The sequence below is a fragment of the Bradyrhizobium sp. S3.3.6 genome, assembly GCF_040546905.1.
GTDB lineage: Bacteria > Pseudomonadota > Alphaproteobacteria > Rhizobiales > Xanthobacteraceae > Bradyrhizobium > Bradyrhizobium cytisi.
In genome coordinates this window covers 477334-493249 of record NZ_JBEPOT010000001.1, presented here as the reverse complement: position 1 = coordinate 493249, position 15916 = coordinate 477334, and the positions used below count along the sequence as shown (strand labels likewise).

Annotated in this window: 13 protein-coding genes; 4 read left to right on the top strand and 9 right to left on the bottom strand. The window is 65.3% G+C overall.

The window, feature by feature from the left end; all coding sequences use genetic code 11:
• Positions 1 to 63: 63 nt before the first annotated feature.
• Both ABID59_RS02295 and ABID59_RS02290 read left to right on the top strand, forming a co-directional pair.
• Positions 64 to 1614, top strand: coding sequence for a hypothetical protein (locus ABID59_RS02295; RefSeq protein WP_354082313.1), 1551 nt, complete (start codon positions 64 to 66; stop codon positions 1612 to 1614).
• Between the two features lie 17 nt (positions 1615 to 1631).
• Positions 1632 to 1796 carry a hypothetical protein gene (locus ABID59_RS02290; protein ID WP_187435391.1) on the top strand — a complete coding sequence of 55 codons (165 nt, stop codon included), beginning with the start codon at positions 1632 to 1634 and terminating at the stop codon, positions 1794 to 1796.
• Positions 1797 to 1805: 9 nt separating this feature from the next.
• Here the strand turns inward: ABID59_RS02290 and ABID59_RS02285 are convergent, their stop codons facing one another.
• The 3 genes from ABID59_RS02285 to putA form a co-directional block, all read right to left on the bottom strand.
• The gene (locus ABID59_RS02285) at positions 1806 to 2453 is read right to left on the bottom strand and encodes a glutathione S-transferase family protein (protein WP_354082312.1); all 648 of its coding nucleotides are present in this window, start codon (positions 2451 to 2453) and stop codon (positions 1806 to 1808) included.
• A 131-nt stretch (positions 2454 to 2584) separates the two neighbouring features.
• Entirely contained in the window at positions 2585 to 3790 is a 1206-nt protein-coding gene (locus ABID59_RS02280) for a CaiB/BaiF CoA transferase family protein (protein WP_354082311.1), read from the bottom strand.
• A 116-nt stretch (positions 3791 to 3906) separates the two neighbouring features.
• Positions 3907 to 6906, bottom strand: coding sequence for a bifunctional proline dehydrogenase/L-glutamate gamma-semialdehyde dehydrogenase PutA (gene putA / locus ABID59_RS02275; protein WP_354082310.1), 3000 nt, complete (start codon positions 6904 to 6906; stop codon positions 3907 to 3909).
• A gap of 114 nt (positions 6907 to 7020) precedes the next feature.
• Between putA and ABID59_RS02270 the strand changes: the two genes are divergently transcribed.
• Positions 7021 to 7482 (top strand): Lrp/AsnC ligand binding domain-containing protein, encoded by a 462-nt coding sequence (locus ABID59_RS02270; protein ID WP_018643717.1) that lies wholly within the window; start codon positions 7021 to 7023, stop codon positions 7480 to 7482.
• Between the two features lie 168 nt (positions 7483 to 7650).
• On the opposite strand, the gene ABID59_RS02265 is transcribed toward ABID59_RS02270, so the two are convergent.
• The 4 genes from ABID59_RS02265 to ABID59_RS02250 all read right to left on the bottom strand — a co-directional run bounded on the left by ABID59_RS02265 (position 7651) and on the right by ABID59_RS02250 (position 11450).
• Positions 7651 to 7851 carry a cold-shock protein gene (locus ABID59_RS02265; protein WP_008134691.1) on the bottom strand — a complete coding sequence of 67 codons (201 nt, stop codon included), beginning with the start codon at positions 7849 to 7851 and terminating at the stop codon, positions 7651 to 7653.
• A gap of 207 nt (positions 7852 to 8058) precedes the next feature.
• Positions 8059 to 8367 (bottom strand): SorB family sulfite dehydrogenase c-type cytochrome subunit, encoded by a 309-nt coding sequence (sorB, locus tag ABID59_RS02260; protein ID WP_354082309.1) that lies wholly within the window; start codon positions 8365 to 8367, stop codon positions 8059 to 8061.
• An 11-nt stretch (positions 8368 to 8378) separates the two neighbouring features.
• On the bottom strand, positions 8379 to 9578 hold the full coding sequence (gene sorA, locus ABID59_RS02255; protein WP_354082308.1) for a SorA family sulfite dehydrogenase catalytic subunit: 1200 nt from the start codon (positions 9576 to 9578) through the stop codon (positions 8379 to 8381).
• Between the two features lie 135 nt (positions 9579 to 9713).
• Positions 9714 to 11450, bottom strand: a complete 1737-nt coding sequence (locus ABID59_RS02250) for an adenylate/guanylate cyclase domain-containing protein (protein WP_354082307.1) — start codon at positions 11448 to 11450, stop codon at positions 9714 to 9716.
• A 331-nt stretch (positions 11451 to 11781) separates the two neighbouring features.
• Here ABID59_RS02250 and ABID59_RS02245 point away from each other — a divergent pair, with 331 nt between their 5' ends.
• On the top strand, positions 11782 to 13380 hold the full coding sequence (locus ABID59_RS02245) for a glycosyltransferase family 39 protein (RefSeq protein WP_354082572.1): 1599 nt from the start codon (positions 11782 to 11784) through the stop codon (positions 13378 to 13380).
• Here the strand turns inward: ABID59_RS02245 and ABID59_RS02240 are convergent.
• Both ABID59_RS02240 and ABID59_RS02235 read right to left on the bottom strand, forming a co-directional pair.
• Entirely contained in the window at positions 13289 to 14317 is a 1029-nt protein-coding gene (locus tag ABID59_RS02240) for a YcjF family protein (RefSeq protein ID WP_354035621.1), read from the bottom strand. The two genes, ABID59_RS02245 and ABID59_RS02240, sit on opposite strands and share 92 nt — an antisense overlap.
• Entirely contained in the window at positions 14314 to 15783 is a 1470-nt protein-coding gene (locus ABID59_RS02235) for a YcjX family GTP-binding protein (protein WP_354082306.1), read from the bottom strand. Before ABID59_RS02235 ends, ABID59_RS02240 begins: the two co-directional genes overlap by 4 nt.
• Positions 15784 to 15916: the final 133 nt, after the last annotated feature.

Genomic DNA, 15916 nt, shown 5'->3' with positions numbered 1-15916 from the left:
TTCACCACCGCGTGAAGCGCCTTTTTACTTGAATAGGCTGTCACGCGCGGTGTTACTGGAGGCATGAGCCGCGCGCTGCGAATTCTCCTGGCTGCCATTCTGTTGTTTGGCGGCGTCATGTCGCTCTCGGCAGCTGAGAACGCGCCGCTCGCGCGCGGCACCGCGATCACCGATCCCGATCTCCTCCGCAAGCTTGACCAGAGCGATGTTGTGTCGATTTCCCGCCTGCTGCAGCCTGAGCGGAACGCGAATGTTCCGCTGACCAGCGATCTGCTGTTCGCCTCGCTGCCGCAGCTGAACGCAATTCCGCCGGCGATCGATGCGGAGTTCGATCGCTACATCGCGCAGCACAAGGCGGCCTCGCCAGGCGAGACCATCGGCGTCGGCGAAGCTTTCGACGTCCAGCTGTTCGATCGCGCCGCGCTGAAATCCCCCGACACGCGCTTCGTGCTGGCCGGCATCGTCAACCGCATGGACCGCGCCTATGTCTCGGAAGAGTCCTGCGGCGAGATCCGGCTGATCTATCGGCTGGCCCGGTTCGAGACCAGGCCGGACGGCAGCAACACCGCGACGCGCCTGCCGATGACGTTCAATCTGGTGATGAAGGCGCACGACGCACACCAGACCGATGGCGACGGCAATCCTGTCACCTGCGCCGAGGTCGCGCGGCGCTGGCTGGACAATGGCGATTGGCAAGGGCTGCTCGGCAGCCGCACCGTTCCCTATGATGCGATGATCGATCGCATCGAGACCAACATCCAGATCTCGATCGCACCGAAATCGGCGCTGCACGATTTCCGCTCCGACTATCTGCTCAAGGTGTTCAAATACGACGCGGCCACCAGGACGTTCGAGGAATCGACGCTGGAGAACCAGATCGACCGCGACCGCATCCTTGCCGACGATGCGCTCCGGCGCGACTTCAACGCCTGGCTGCTTGCGCCTGCGAATCTTCGCGAGTTCGATCGCGGCACCGTGCTGATCCCGGAGAAATTTCTCGCCAAGGCCGCCGTGGCGCCGACACCTGCGGGCCTCGACGCCTCGACGATGCAGCCGGAGTTCGGCTTGATGCAAGGGGAAGAAAAAGGCGAGGGCAAGAGCGATCCCGTCTTCACCGACAACGACGTCGTCGGCGCGCTGAAGCAGGCCGCGGCACGCGGCATCGCCATGGAGAACATCCGCTCGGTCGCAGGCTTCCAGCGCCGCCTCAACGATGTCACCTGCTCGGGCTGCCACCAGACCCGCGGTATCGGCGGCTTCCATTTCCCGGGCGTGGACTGGCTTGCGGACAGGCCGTCGAATGCCACCATCGTGCCGGCCTCGCCGCATTTCGTAGGCGACCAGCTCCGTCGCCGCGACATCCTGACCGCTTTTGCAGCGGGCAAACGCCCTGATTTCTCACGCGGATTTGCCAGCCGGCCGCAGACCCGCGGCAGCCGGGAGCTCGCCGGCACCGAATATCAGGACGGCTGGGGCGCCCATTGTTCTCTACAAAACGCGGGATCGGGAACGCCCGATAAGAGTTTTACGTCATGGACCTGTGCTAAAGGTCTCACCTGTCAGGCCGCCGCGGCCTCGAGCCGCATTGGCATGTGCTTCATCAAGACACGCTAAACCGATCGGGACGACCCATGACGGACACGAGCGAAGCCAACAAGGAGCGCAATCGCGAGATCGCGCGCAATGAGGAAGCCAAACAGGTCACCGGCAGCATCCGCGTCAGCACCTGGGCTGTCGCGGTGGTCGTCATCATCGGCGGCATCCTGTTCACGCTCGGCTGGCTGGCACTGCGATAGCCGCCGCCCTCACTTCGCGTAGTTCGTCATCCGCTTGCCGGGCAGCAGCTCATAGGCCGGCTTCCAGCCCGGCAGCGCGGCCAAACGGCCGAGCCAGGCGTGGATGGCGGGATGGGTTTCCGCGAAATCGAAACCGTGCTCGTCGCTCGGATAATGCAGATAGGCCATCATCGAGATATCGGCGACGGTCGGCTTGGTGCCGATCGCAAAAGCATTGTGCTGGAGATGTCCGTCGAGAATGTCGAGGAAGTCCTCCAGCCGCCGGCGAAAATGCTTCAGCACCTGCGGATCGTTGTTCTCGGTGAAGGCCCGCATGAAGCGATAGGTCGCCATGTAGCCGGTGAGCTTGTGATTGTCCCAGAACAGCCAGCGCAGCAGCTCGAACTTTCCGTCCTCTGTCTCGGCGCCGAAACGGCCATATTGCTCGGCAAGCTTGAGCAGGAGGGGCGCGGTCTGCGTCATCTTCACGCCGTCGACCTCGAGCACGGGAATCTCGCCCATCTCGTTGACGGCCTTGCGCCACTCCGCCGTGCGCGTGACGCCGCCGCCGAAGTCGGTCCAGACCGGCTCGAACGTCTCGCCGCAAAGCGTGAGCATCAGCGCCAGCTTGTAGCTGTTGCCGGATTCGGGGAAGTAGTGCAGGCGATAGAGGGGCATGTGACCGCACGCGAGAATTGTGTTCTGCCAATCGTTATATCGCACTGGTCCAGCGTCGTCATTGCGAGCGGAGCGAAGCAATCCAGCAATGCATCCGCGGTGAGATTCTGGATTGCGGCGGCGTGCCGACCCTAACCGACTGCCCCTGATCCCCGCAGTTGCTTGATCGCGGCTTCGTCGTATCCCGCGCCACGCAAAATCTCGTCACTGTGCTCGCCGACGCCGGGCGGCTTGCGCGGCTGCACCTTCCTGGTGCCGTCGATCCAGATCGGGCTGGAGATGGTGAGCATGGTGTCGTTCTCGAACGGCACCAGCACCTCGTTGTCGAGCATCTGCTTGTCGTTCGGGATGTCGTCCAGAATGCCGACGATGCCGAACACCAGCCCGTTGCCGTCGAGGATCTTGCGCCATTCGGCGAGGTCCCTGGTGGCAAACGTCTCGTCAAAAATCCTGATCAGCTCGATCGAGCGGGCGTGACGGTCGGGCTTGGTGGCGAAGCGGGGATCGGCGATCAGGTCCTCGCGCCCGAGGCACTTGGCGAGCGTCGGCCACTGCTTCTCCTCGCTGAGCAGCGACAGGATCAGCCAGCGGCCGTCCTTGCACTGGTAGTGGTTGCCCACCGCATTCGGCGCGCGTTCACGCGGCCGCCGTTCGCCGAACTTGGCGCCGCAAAGTTTTGCCTGCGCCAGCACGCCCGCCGCCCACACCCCGTTCGCCATCAGGTTCGATGCGACATGCGAGCCCTTGCCGGTCTTCTCGCGCTGATAGAGCGCGGTGACGATCGCGCTGTACAACGCCATGGCGCAGGGATGGTCGCCCATGCCGGCGACCGAGCGCGCCGGCGTGGTGTTGGTGTCGGCGCGGACGAGGTCCATCAGGCCGGAGCGCGCCCAATAGGCGTTGCTGTCGAAGCCGGGCTTGTTGGCTTCCTCGCCCTTCTCGCCATAGCCGGTGAAGGAGGCATAGATCAGCCGGGCGTTGAGATGGGCGAGGTGGTCATAGGTGATGCCGAGCCTGCCGCGCACCGGTGGCGGCATGTTGGTGATGAAGACGTCGGCCTCCTCGACCAGCTTGTAGAGCACGGCCTGGGCTTCGGGCTTGGAGAGGTCGAGCGCGAGGCTCTTCTTGTTGCGCGCCTCCAGCAGCCAGGCGAAATTGTGCTCGCCGGTGGGATAGCCGGGCAGGTTCGGCAGATTGCGGTAGGGGTCGCCGGCGCCGGGCGGCTCGATCTTGATGACGTCGGCGCCGAAATCGGACAGCACGGTCGCAGCCGCGGGCGCTGCGATGAAGCTCGCGCAGTCCAGAACCTTGAGACCTGCAAAAATGCCTTTCTCCATCGCGGCGTTGCTCCCTCGCTCTTGTTGTTTCCCGCTGGCTGGAATTGGCGCGGGCACGTCATGGGAGCCATTAGACCGATGTTTTGCCGGGATGCAACGGCGCCGGGCGCAAGGCCTCACTCCTCGCCCGCAAGCAGCGCGGCATTGCCACCGGCCGCCGCGGTGTTGATGGTCACGGTCTGCTCGGTGGCGAAGCGCGCGAGATAATGCGGGCCGCCGGCCTTGGGGCCGGTTCCGGACAGGCCGTTGCCGCCGAACGGCTGCACGCCGACCACGGCGCCGATCATGTTGCGGTTGACGTAGATGTTGCCGACCTGGACACGGTCGATGATGGCCTCGACCGTATCGTCGATGCGGGAATGAACGCCGAGCGTCAGGCCATAGCCGGTGCGCGCGATCGCTTGCAGCACACGTTCGAGGGTCTCGGCGCGGTAGCGCGCGACATGCAGGACCGGGCCGAACACCTCCTCGGTGAGCTGGCCGGCGTCCTTGAGCTCGAAGATATGCGGCGCGACGAAGCAGCCCTCTGGAGCTGCGCCTGCATAGTGCATCCGCGCCTCCGTCTTCATCCGCGCGATGTGCGCCTCGAGGCGCTGCTTGGCCTCGCCGTCGATGACCGGGCCGACATGGGTCGCGATGTCGGCGGGATCGCCGATCTTCAATTCGCGCGCCGCGCCCGCGATCATCTCGATCATGCGGTCGGCGACGTCCTCCTGCACGAACAAGAGCCGCAGCGCCGAGCAGCGCTGGCCCGCGGAGCGGAACGCCGAAGTGACGACGTCGTCGGCGACCTGCTCAGGCAGCGCGGTCGCGTCCGCGATCATCGCGTTGATGCCGCCCGTCTCCGCGATGAGCGGCACGATCGGGCCGTCCTTGGCGGCAAGCGTCCGGTTGATGTGACGCGCGACCTCGGTCGAGCCGGTGAAGACGACACCTGCAATGTCAGGATGCGCGGTCAGCGCGGCGCCGATGCGGCCGTCGCCGGTGACGAGATGCAGCGCGCTTTTCGGGATGCCGGCCTCGTGCAGCAGGGCGACGGCCTCAACCGCGATGCGCGGCGTCTGCTCGGCGGGTTTTGCAACGACGCTGTTGCCGGCCATCAGCGCCGCGGCGACCTGGCCCAGGAATATCGCCAGCGGAAAATTCCACGGCGAGATCGCGACAAACACGCCGCGGCCGCGCATGGTGAGCGAATTGCTCTCGCCGGTCGGGCCCGGCATCGCGACCTCGCTGCCGAACAGCTTTCGGCCCTGTGCGGCATAGTAGCGGCAGAAATCGGCGGCCTCGCGCAGCTCGGAGAGCGCGTCGTCGAGCGTCTTGCCGCCTTCGCGTTGAAGAGCCGCGATGAAGTGCGCGCTGCGGCTCTCCAGCAGATGCGCGGCCTGCTCCAGCGCCGCGGCGCGCGTGGCCGCCGGCGTCCGGCTCCAGGCCACAAAGCCCGCGCGGGCCGCGGCGATCGCCGCGCCCGCCTGCTCGGGTGTTGCGTCCGTGACCGGCTCGAGCTCGGTCGTTGCGGCCTTGACGTCGGTGAGCAGCCGGTCGAGCGCCGCGCGCTCGCCGAATTCGATGCCGCCCGAATTATGCCGTTCCGGCGCGAACAGATCGCCCGGCAGCGGGATTTTGGCATGATGCGCGTGATCAGGCCGGACGATGAGATCGACCGGACGCTTCAGCAGCGCCGGGACGGGGACGCGGTAGTCGGCCGCCTGCGCCACGAAGGAGGAGTTGGCGCCGTTCTCGAGCAGCCGCCGCACCAGATAGGCGAGCAGGTCGCGATGGCTGCCGACCGGCGCATAGGTGCGGTAGGCGATATCGGGGTGATCCTTGGCGAGCTGCTCGTAGAGCGCTTCGCCCATGCCGTGCAGGCGCTGGAATTCGAAGCCGCCAGCGTCGCCGGCGAGCTCCAGCACGGTTGCGACACTGAGCGCGTTGTGGGTCGCAAATTGCGGGAAGATGCGTGGCCGCAGGTTTAGAAGCTTCGAGGCGCAGGCGACGTAATTCAGATCCGTCATCGCCTTGCGGGTGAACACCGGATAGCCGTCGAGCCCGCGCTCCTGCGCGCGCTTGATCTCGGTGTCCCAATAGGCGCCCTTGACCAGGCGCACCATCAGCTTGCGGTCGTGCGCCCGCGCAAGCTCGTGGATGTAGTCGATCACCGCGCTGGCGCGCTTCTGATAAGCCTGGATCGCAAGCCCGAACCCGTCCCAGCCCTTGAGCGAGGGATCGGCGAGCGTTGCCGCGATCACGTCGAGCGATAGCTCAAGCCGGTCCGCTTCCTCGGCATCGACTGTGAAGTTGAGATCGTACGCCTTGGCGCGCCGAGCCAGATCCAGCAGTTGCGGCACCAGCTCGGCCATCACGCGCGCGCGGCTGATCGCCTCGAAGCGCGGATGCAGCGCCGAGAGCTTCACGGAGATGCCGGGCCGGTCGGGCAGGGGATGGTCGCCTGCCGCCTTGCCGATGGTTTCGATCGCACTCGAATAGGCGTCGAAATAGCGCTTGGCGTCGGCAGCCGTCCGCGCGCCTTCGCCGAGCATGTCGAAGGAGTAGCGCGGCTTTTGGCCTGAGCGCGGCCGGCCCCGCTCCAGCGCCTGCTCGATCGTCTCCCCTAGCACAAAATGATTGCCCATCAGCCGCATCGCCTGACGCGTGGCGGTGCGCACGGCCGGCGCGCCCAGCCGCTTCACCAGACGGCCGATGGTGCCGTCCGGTGTCTCGCCGGGCTGGATCACGCGCGCGGAGAGGCCGAGCGCCCAGGCGGAGGCGTTGACCAGGAACGCCGTGGACTTGGTCTCGTGATGGATGAAATCACCCTCGCCGAGTTTGTCCTCGATGAACTGGTCGGCGGTGCGTGCGTCGGGCACGCGCAGCAGCGCCTCCGCCAGCACCATCAGCGCCAAGCCTTCCTTGGTCGAGAGTGCGAACTCGCGCAGCATGTCCTCGACCCCGCCGAGCCGGTCGTCGCGCTTGCGGATCGCCTCGATCAGCCGGGTCGCGGTGCGGTCGATCCGCGCCTCTTGCGGTGGGCCCAGATGCGCCGATGGAAAGAGCCGTGCGGCGATGTCGGCGTCGTCGGGCGCATAGGGGGCGGAGAAAGGAGGCGGGATGTTCGGCATGGCGTGTCCTGTGGCTGAAATTCAGGATAAAGCCCGCATGACCGTGGTTCGATAGACAAGATAGCCATTTTGCCTTAGGAAATGAAGGTCACTGGCATATTGGCCGTACAAAATATGGAACTGGACCGAATCGACCGGAAGATTCTCTCTATTCTGCAGGAGGATGGACGAATCGCCAATGTCGAGCTGGCCGAGCGCATCGGGCTGTCGCCGACCTCGATCGGCGAGCGGCTGAAGCGCCTGCAGCGCGAGGGCTTTGTCGAGGGCTATGGGGCGCGGCTCAATCCACACCGGCTTGGCCTCGGCCTTTTGGTGTTCGTCGAGGTGCTGCTCGACAAGACTACGCCAGACAATTTCGAGCGCTTTGCGCGCGCGGTGAAACTCGCGCCTGAAGTGCTGGAGTGTCACATGGTTGCCGGAGGCTTCGACTATCTAGTGAAGGCGCGGCTGGCCGACATGACCGCGTATCGGCGCTTCCTCGGCGAGACCTTGCTGTCGATGCCGGGGGTGCGCGAGACGCGCACCTATGCGGTGATGGAGGAGATCAAGCGCGACGCACCGTTGCCGGTCGGCTGACGAAATGCGGTCGCGATTGTCACTGCTGCGGCGTTGATTGGCGATCTCTATGGGCAAATAGTGTCCGCGCGCAGTCGCAACGCCTGTCGTCGAATGCACTGATCGTTTTCTAAAATTTTCTTGGCCCGACTCCCGGACAGATCCGGAAGGCAGCAAAGGCTGGCGGGCTTATACTTTGAGGTTCTCTGCGGATGTCTTGCCCCGGTTTGCGATCTCTTCATACTCAACCGTCTGGCCCTCGTTGAGGGAGGACAGACCGGCTTTCTGCACTGCCGAGATATGCACGAACACATCCTTGCCGCCCGACGCAGGCTGGATAAATCCATAACCCTTCGTCGGATTGAACCACTTGACCGTACCTTTAGCCATCACGTCTTCTCCGCGGGTCTTCCTCCGAGATCGCGAACCGCCAGTCCCCGCCAACCGGCCGGTTCGGTCCTAACAGGATACGCGGAATGTGGCGGGCTTGGTAGATCAAACCACATCTGCATCTCGCGGAAATTCGCTCAACTTCGCGGCGTTTTTGCCGGTTTTGCCCGTTTCGCGGTCAATTCTCCGGGCGCATCCCGACCTCCGTCAATAAGTCGCGGCCAGATAGTCCACGATCTTGCCGACGTCGGCGTCGTCGATCGGCGCGCCATAGACCTTGATCATCTTGGTCACCTCGGCCTGCCAGAACCCTTTCTTGTCCTTCATCGGCGGCTGCGTGGCGATGTAGTCGGACGAGTGGCAGGCGGCGCAATTGCCCTGAACCACCTCGAGATTGGGGCCGGGCTTGAAGGCCGCGACCTCATCCGGCGTCTTGTAGTTGACCGGCGCTGCGAGGGCCGAACCCACAGCAGTGGCGACGGCAAATGTGATGGCGAGGAGAACGGTGCGTTGCATGATCATTCTCCTCAGGCCACGCTGACGCGGACGGTTTCGACGACGTTGCGCAAATAACCCGCCGGGTTCCAGCGCGGCGTCTCCGGCTGCGTCTCGCCGGAATTGCTGGTCGCGCGCACCCTCAGCTCGACCTGGCCCGAGGCAAGCTTCACCGGCAGTTTCCATTCGCGGAATGAGTAGTTGCCGAGATCCTTGCCGAGCTTGGCGGCGGTCCAGGTCTTGCCGCCATCGGTGGAGACCGAGACGTCCTTGATGCCCTTGCCGCCGTCGAAGGCGATGCCGCGTAACATTGTGCGTCCGGCCTTCAGCCTGGCGCCGTCGGTCACGTTGGTGATGAACGAGCGGATGGTGAAGCGGTTGATCGGGATCGTCGCCTTCGGCGCGGTGCCGGGCTCGACCGAATTGTTCGGCGTGTCCGGGATGCGATAGGCCGACTTCATCCAGAAGCCGTCATAGACGGTGTCGACGACGGTGATCTCGTTGAGGTGCTTGACCCAGTAGGTGCCGTAATAACCGGGCACGACCAGGCGCAGCGGGAAGCCGTTGAGGAACGGCAAATCGTCGCCGTTCATGCCATAGGCCAGCATCACCTCGCCGTCGGCCGCGTGAGCGAGGTCGAGCGCCTTGGCGAAGTCGGGCGTCTTGTCGCTGACCGGGCCATCCATGCCGCCGAACACCACCTGCTTGGCGCCGGCCTGCACGCCCGCCATCTCCAGCACCGTCTTCAGCGGCACGCCGCGCCAGCGCGCATTGCCCATCGCGCCATTGGCGAGCTGGCCGCCGGCGACACGCGGCTCCAAGAAGCCGCGGCTGTTGCCGGAGCACTGGTTGACGGCGACGATCTCGGTCGCCTTCATCTTCCTGATGTCCTTCAGCGACAGCTTGAGCGGCTTGTCCACCTTGCCCTTGACCTCGAGCGTGAACGTGTCGGGATCGAGATTGTAGGGGAGGTCGGCGAGGTGATAGCGCACGAAGAACGCGTTGTTTGGCGTGATCGGGCCGTCGTTGAATACCGCGAACGGCGTCTCGAGTTGCGGTGGCCGGCTGGTCAGCCCGATCATCGGCCGCTTCTGCGGATATTTCACCAGCGGCCGTTCGCCATTGGCGAAGGGGAGCGTAACGGTGTCGAGTGCCAGCGCTCTGGTTGAATTCAGTGTGGCCGTCATAGCAGCAAGGCCCGCTCCTTTGAGCAGGTCGCGTCGGTCGAACATGTCGTCTCCTCCCGGAGCTTTTCGTTGGATGGCGGTCATCACCGCGATCCCGTACTCATCTGTCGCAACGACTCGGGCGAAGTCAATTCGTGCTTTCGCAGCAAGCCCATGCCGTTGCGCTGCAGCAAGCCGGTGTTACGCCGCGACGCGCTCGCCGCCGGCGATCAGGGCGGACAATGTCCTGGTGTCGGTGATGACGCGCACCAGCATCGGCTCGTCGCGGCCGCGGATCGCGACCTCCTGTTGCGGCAGCGCATCGTCGTGAAGACCGGCGGTGCGGCGGACCTCTTCGGAGACGATCGCCTCACAGGTCAGCGTCTTGGTCATGTCCTGGAGACGGGCAGCGACGTTCACGGCGTCGCCGAGCGCGGTGAAGACGATGTGGTCGCGGTAGCCGATGTCGCCGATGATGACCTCGCCGCCGTGGACGCCGATGCCGAAGCGGATCGGCTGGCGCAGATCGTGGCTCAGGAGCTCGTTGAGCTCGTCCACATGGGTCGCGATGGCGCCCACCGCCTTCAGCGCCTGCCGGCAGGCGGTCTGCGGATCGCTGGTGAGGCCGAACAGCGCCAGCATGCCGTCGCCGACGAACTGGTTGGGCTGGCCGCCATTCTCGATCACGGCCTGCGACACGGCGCCGAGGAAGCGATTGACGATGAAGACGGTGTCGAACGGCAGCCGCTTCTCGGCGAGCTGCGTCGAGCCGCGCATGTCCACGAACAGGCTGACGAGATAGCGCTCCTGCCCAATTCTCGAAGGCGAGGACGCATGCGCGCTGGCCGCCAGCATATGCGGCATGAACAGTTGGAAGAAGGAGAGGTCTGAGTTCGGTCGCAGCTGGCAGGCAAGCCGGATCGAGGGATCGGCGGTGCCTACGCGGGCCAGCACGAAGGCCTCGCGCTGCGACGGCTCGGGCAAGGTGCCGTGGTCACCGATGATGCGGATGCGGCAGGTCGAGCAGCGGGCGCGGCCGCCGCAGACGCTGGCATGCGGCACGTTGTGGCGCAGGCTGGCTTCCAGCACGGAGAGGCCCTTGGGCACGCGCACGGTCTTGCCGTTGCCGTAGGACAAGGCGATCATGCCGCCGCGCCGCTCACGCCAGCCGCGCACACCGCGCCCGAGCAGCACCAGTCCGAGCAGGCCGATGTAGCCCATCGTCAGTCCGCCGGTGATGCGATCGAGCGTATCGGCCTCGGCGACCGTTCCGACCTGGCGCTGCGTGAAATTATGCGTGCGCCACTCGCCGTCCTCGCTCTCGGCGGCGACGCTGCGGCCACCCTGGTAGATGCCGAGCAGCGCCAGCGTCGGGGTCAGCACGGCTGCCGCCAGCAGGTACGGCGCCGCGCGGATGAAGAAGGGCTTGAGCCGGAGCCAGAAATAGATGCCGATGCAGCCGTGCACCCAGGCGACGATGAGCAGGATCGTCATCGTCCAGAGCCGGCCAGGCGCCGCGACGAAGAACAGATAGAGCTCCTGCGGATACAGCTTCTCGTGCCCGTACAGCGTCTGGCCGAGCCGCACGCCGATCACATGCGCCATCACCAGCGCCGGGATGCTCAGCCCCAGCACGAGCTGCAGCGGCTCGATCGTCCGCCAGCGGAACTGGCGGCGCTGGTACATCGCATAGACGCCGAGCCCCATATGGGTCAGGGCTGCGCCATAGAACACGATTGCGACGGGCAGGAACTGCCAGAACGACGTGTGGTAATAGACCCCGATCTGCATGGCATCGACGGAGATGTTGCCGAGTGCATGGTTGAGGAAATGGCTGACCACGTAAGCGAACAGGATCACGCCGCAGACCAGCCGCACCTGCCGCGCGCTGGTCGAGCGGACGAGTTCGGTCAAGCGTGAAAGAGCGGTCGTGGCCATGATTCGGTTGTACCAGTTCACTGAGGAGAACAGCCAGCGGAGAGTTAAATTCCGCAGGCGAACGGCCCCTTCGATCACATGCGCGGCAAGGTTACGTAACGGTAAGTATTGTAGTGTGGGCAAAGCGTAGCGTGCCCACCATCGGGGAGTGACGGTGGTATGGTGGGCACGGCGCCAGAGCGCCTTTTGCCCACCCCACGATTCTCGCCAGGACATCGGCGGCAACACCCCCACGTTGACTCCCCCTCCCAACTCAGGGAAAAGCGCGGCCGTGACGATCGCTCCCGACATCACCGTGAAGCCCGACGGCGCGTCGCGCCGGCCGCTCGTCATGGCCGCGCTGGTGATCGCCGCGATGACGGTGCTGCGCATCGTCTATGCCTCCGCGATCGAGCTGCGCACCGACGAGGCCTATTACTGGACCTGGTCGAAGGAGGCGGCGCTGAGCTTCCTCGATCATCCGCCCGGCGTCGCCTGGCTGATCCGCTTTGGCACCGCGATCTTCGGCGACACCGTGCTCGGGGTCCGCTTCGGCGGGATCGTTGCGATGCTGGTGACGCAGTGCCTGCTCGCCGACATCGTGCGCCGCCTCACCCATGATGTGCGCGCGATTGTGGTTGCGGTGCTGATGCCGGAGGCCGCGCTTTATTACGGACTGCTGATGGCCAAGGTCGCCCCCGACGTCGTCATGATCCCGTTTGCGGTGGCGATGACGTGGTCGCTGGTGCGGCTGGCGCAGAGCGGGGATGGACGCTGGTGGCTCGCCGCCGGCCTGTTCGCTGGCCTGTCGCTGCTGTCGAAATTCACCGCGATCATGTTCGCGCCTGCGGTCGCCGCGTTTCTGCTGGTGCCGGATTGGCGCTGGCGCTGGCTGCGCAGCCCCTATCCCTGGCTCGCGGTGCTGATCGCCATCGCAATGTTCTCGCCGGTGCTGATCTGGAACGCGCAGCACGACTGGGCCTCGTTCCGTTTCCAGGGCGTGCGCGCCACCGCCAATTACGGCATCTCGCTGCGCACCATCGGCGATTATATCGGCCTGCAATTTGGTCTCGTCGGTTTCGTCTTGTTGCCCGTGGTGCTGTTGGGCCTCGCGATGACGGCCTGGCGCGGCTATCGCAGGCGCGAGCCGGTTGCGATCCTGCTGTCGACCGCGGTGCTGGTGCCGTTCGTCTATTTCTTCTTCAAATCGCTGACGCTCAGGGTCGGCGACACCTGGCCGATGTTCATGTGGCCGATCGGCTTCGCTGCCGCCGCGGTGAATCTTGCGATGATGCCCAGAGAAGGCTGTTCGGCGTGGATGATCCGGTCGAGCATCTTCTGGGCGAAGGCGGCGCTGGTGTCGGGGATCGCCTTCGTCGTGATCGTATTCCTCTATTACGTCGCAGCGCCCTGGAATTTCATCGGCAAGATGGATCCGATCGGCGCCGAGGCCGGCTACGAGCAGGTCGCCGCGCGCGCACAGGCCGCACTGGATGAAACCGGCGCGACTTGGATCGCGACCACGGATTACCGCACCTATGCCATGATGCGCTGGCTGTTCCGCGGCCGCGTCCCCGTGGTCGAAATCAACGAGCGCGGCCGCTTTCAGGGTTTTCGCGATCCCGGCATGGACCGGATCCGGGGGCAGACGGGGATCTATATCGGCCGCCAGCCCGACGATCATTCGCCTCTCTGGCAATCGATCCCCGCGAGGCGCGAGCCGTTGGGGCAGATCGAACGCCGCTGGCGCGGTGTCCTGATCGACACCTACACAATCGACAAGCTCACCGGATGGACGCCGGAGCTCTCTCCGCCAAAGGACTCGCCGCTGTTTCAGTGGCGCGTGCTGGCCTTGCGAGCTACGCCTCGTCCTCTTTCCTTCGTAGCAGATCCGTCGCGAGATCCGACAGCTTCGGCGGCGGCAGGGCGGCGAACGGCAGCGGTCTTGTAACGTCGATAGCAGCCAATCCCAGCCGCGCCGTCAGCAGCCCGTTGAGCATGCCTTCACCGAGCCGCTGCGACAGTTTTGCTGCAATCCCGTGCCCGAGCATCTGCTGCACCAGGCTGTCGCTCGCGGCGAGGCCGCCGGTGATGGCGAGATGGGCGATGACGTGGCGGAGCAGGCGGATCATGCCGAGCGCGCCGGGCCGGCCACCATAGAGCCGGGCGAGCTGGCGGATCAGGCGCAGCGAGGCCACGAGCACGAAGAGCACGTCGAACAGCGCGCGCGGCGAAACGGCGGTAACGATCGATACCCGCTGCGCCGCCGACGACACCAGCCGCCGTGCCTCCGCATCCAGCGGCGACATCAGCTCGCGCTCGGCGAGCCGGATCATGTCGGCGCCGTCGATGATCTCGCCGGAATGACTTTCGAGTGCGGCACGGGCGCGGGCAAGGCGCGGGTTCTGGTGCGCAATCGCGATCAGATCCTGCACGATAACGCGGCTCTCCTTGCGATCGTCGCTGGCGAGCACCTCGGCGGCGCGCCGATGCAGCTTTTCGATCGTCGCAAGCCGTGCGAGGCCAAACGCCTCGCGCCCGATCACCACCGCGAGCGCAAGCGTGGTGACGAAGGCGAGCGCCAGGCCAACGAAGCCGAGGCTCTCGCTGCGCGCAAACAGATCCTCGATCAGGCGGACGATGCCGAGCCCGGTGCCGAGCAGCGTCAACCCGGCGACGCCGGACCAGAACAGCGCGCCCCAGGGAAAGCCGCGTCGCGCCGGAAGCGCCGTTTCGATCGGCACCGGCAATGTCGCTGGATCGGGCTCCGGCGTGATCTGGATGGTGGCGCGACCGATACGGCTCGTCTCGTCGGCTTCGGTCACGACGACGCCGGGATCGTCGAGCCGGAACGTCGCCGGCCGCCGCGGCTGGGATCGGTCGTTCATGCGAGCTTGTCTCCGATCAGGAACTGCAAGGCACGGTCGAGACGGATGTGAGGCAGTGCGGGCTCTTCCGTCCCTTCGCGTTCGAGCTTTGGCGGACGGAAGCGCAGGAAGCGGAAATCGCTTTTCTCGGCGGCTTCCGTTGACAGTCCACGGAACGCATCGGTGCCGTTGAAGAGCGGCTCGGGATCGAGCGGCAGATCGCCCGGAAAAGTCGCGACTTCCGTGGTGCCGTCAAAGAACTCGCCATTGGCGCTTTCGCCTGCGGCCGGCGTTCCCAGGATCGAGGGCAATTTGTCGCGGCCACGGGTGACCTGGGCTTCCCGGGTGGCGCGGACGGCGGCGAGCGCCACCACATCGATTTGCGCGCCGGTATTTTCCGCACGCGACAGCGCCGGTGTCACCGCGCGGCGCAGCACGGCCTCGAGCCGATCGTGGCTGGAATGATGCAGATGGTCTGCTTTCGTCGCCGCGAACAGGATGCGGTCGATGCGTGGCCGGAACAGGCTGGACAGGATCGTGCTGCGGCCGATGTTGAAGCAGTCGAGAATGCCGGCGAGCGCCGCTTCGAGATCGTGCAGCGCCTCGGGACCCGAGTTGAATGCAGAAAGCGCATCGGCCAGCACGATCTGGCGATCGAGCCGGGCAAAATGATCCCTGAAGAACGGCCGCACCACGACGTCCTTGTAGGCCTCGTAGCGGCGCACCATCATCGCCCACAGCGATCCCTCCGGAGCCTGGCCACCGACGGGCACCTCGAGCGGCGCAAAAGTCAGCGCCGGCGTGTCGGCGAGACTGCCTGGCATCAGGAAGCGGCCGGGCGGCAACAGGCTCATCGCAAACCGTTCGTCGCGGCAGGCGCGCAGATAATTGGTGAAGAGCTTTGCGGCGGTGAGTGTCGCCTGCTCGTCTTCGCGCGCGTCGGGCTTGAGCGTTGCAAGATGGGCGTGCCAGTCCGCGGCCAGATGCGCGCGCGGTGCTTCGCGCGACAGCGCCAGGCTTTCCGCCGACCATTGCTCAAAACTCTTCTGCAGCAGCGGTAGGTCGAGCAGCCATTCGCCGGGATAATCGACGATGTCGAGCGTCAAGGTGCGGTCGGCGCCGTTCGGGCGCTGATAGTCGATGACGAGACGCAGCTCGCTGATATCGACGGTCGAGCTCGGCCAACGCCGTTCCTCGATCAGTGCGCGCAGATGGCTTTCATAGGAAAAACGCGGCACGGCGTCGTCCGGCTGCGGCGCCAGATGCGCCCGCGCAATCCGTCCCGAGGCATAGGCCTCGAACACCGGAAACCGGCCGCCGCGCGTCAGTCCGTGGATCAGCGCGGTGATGAATACGGTCTTACCGGCCCGTGACAGGCCGGTGACGCCAAGCCGCACCGTCGGGTTGAAGAAGTGCTCGCCATAGTCGATTATCGCCCGCGCCGACAGGCGCGCCTCTTCGACCATATCCTGGAAACTGAATGCCATATGAACGTGATTAATCCCAGGCGGGCGGAACGGTGAAGCCGTTCACCAAAGTGGCAATTGCGTGAGGAAAATCAAGCTTCATACTTCCACCGCCTTTGTCGGCAAATCAGCCGATTGAACGACGCGCAGATCC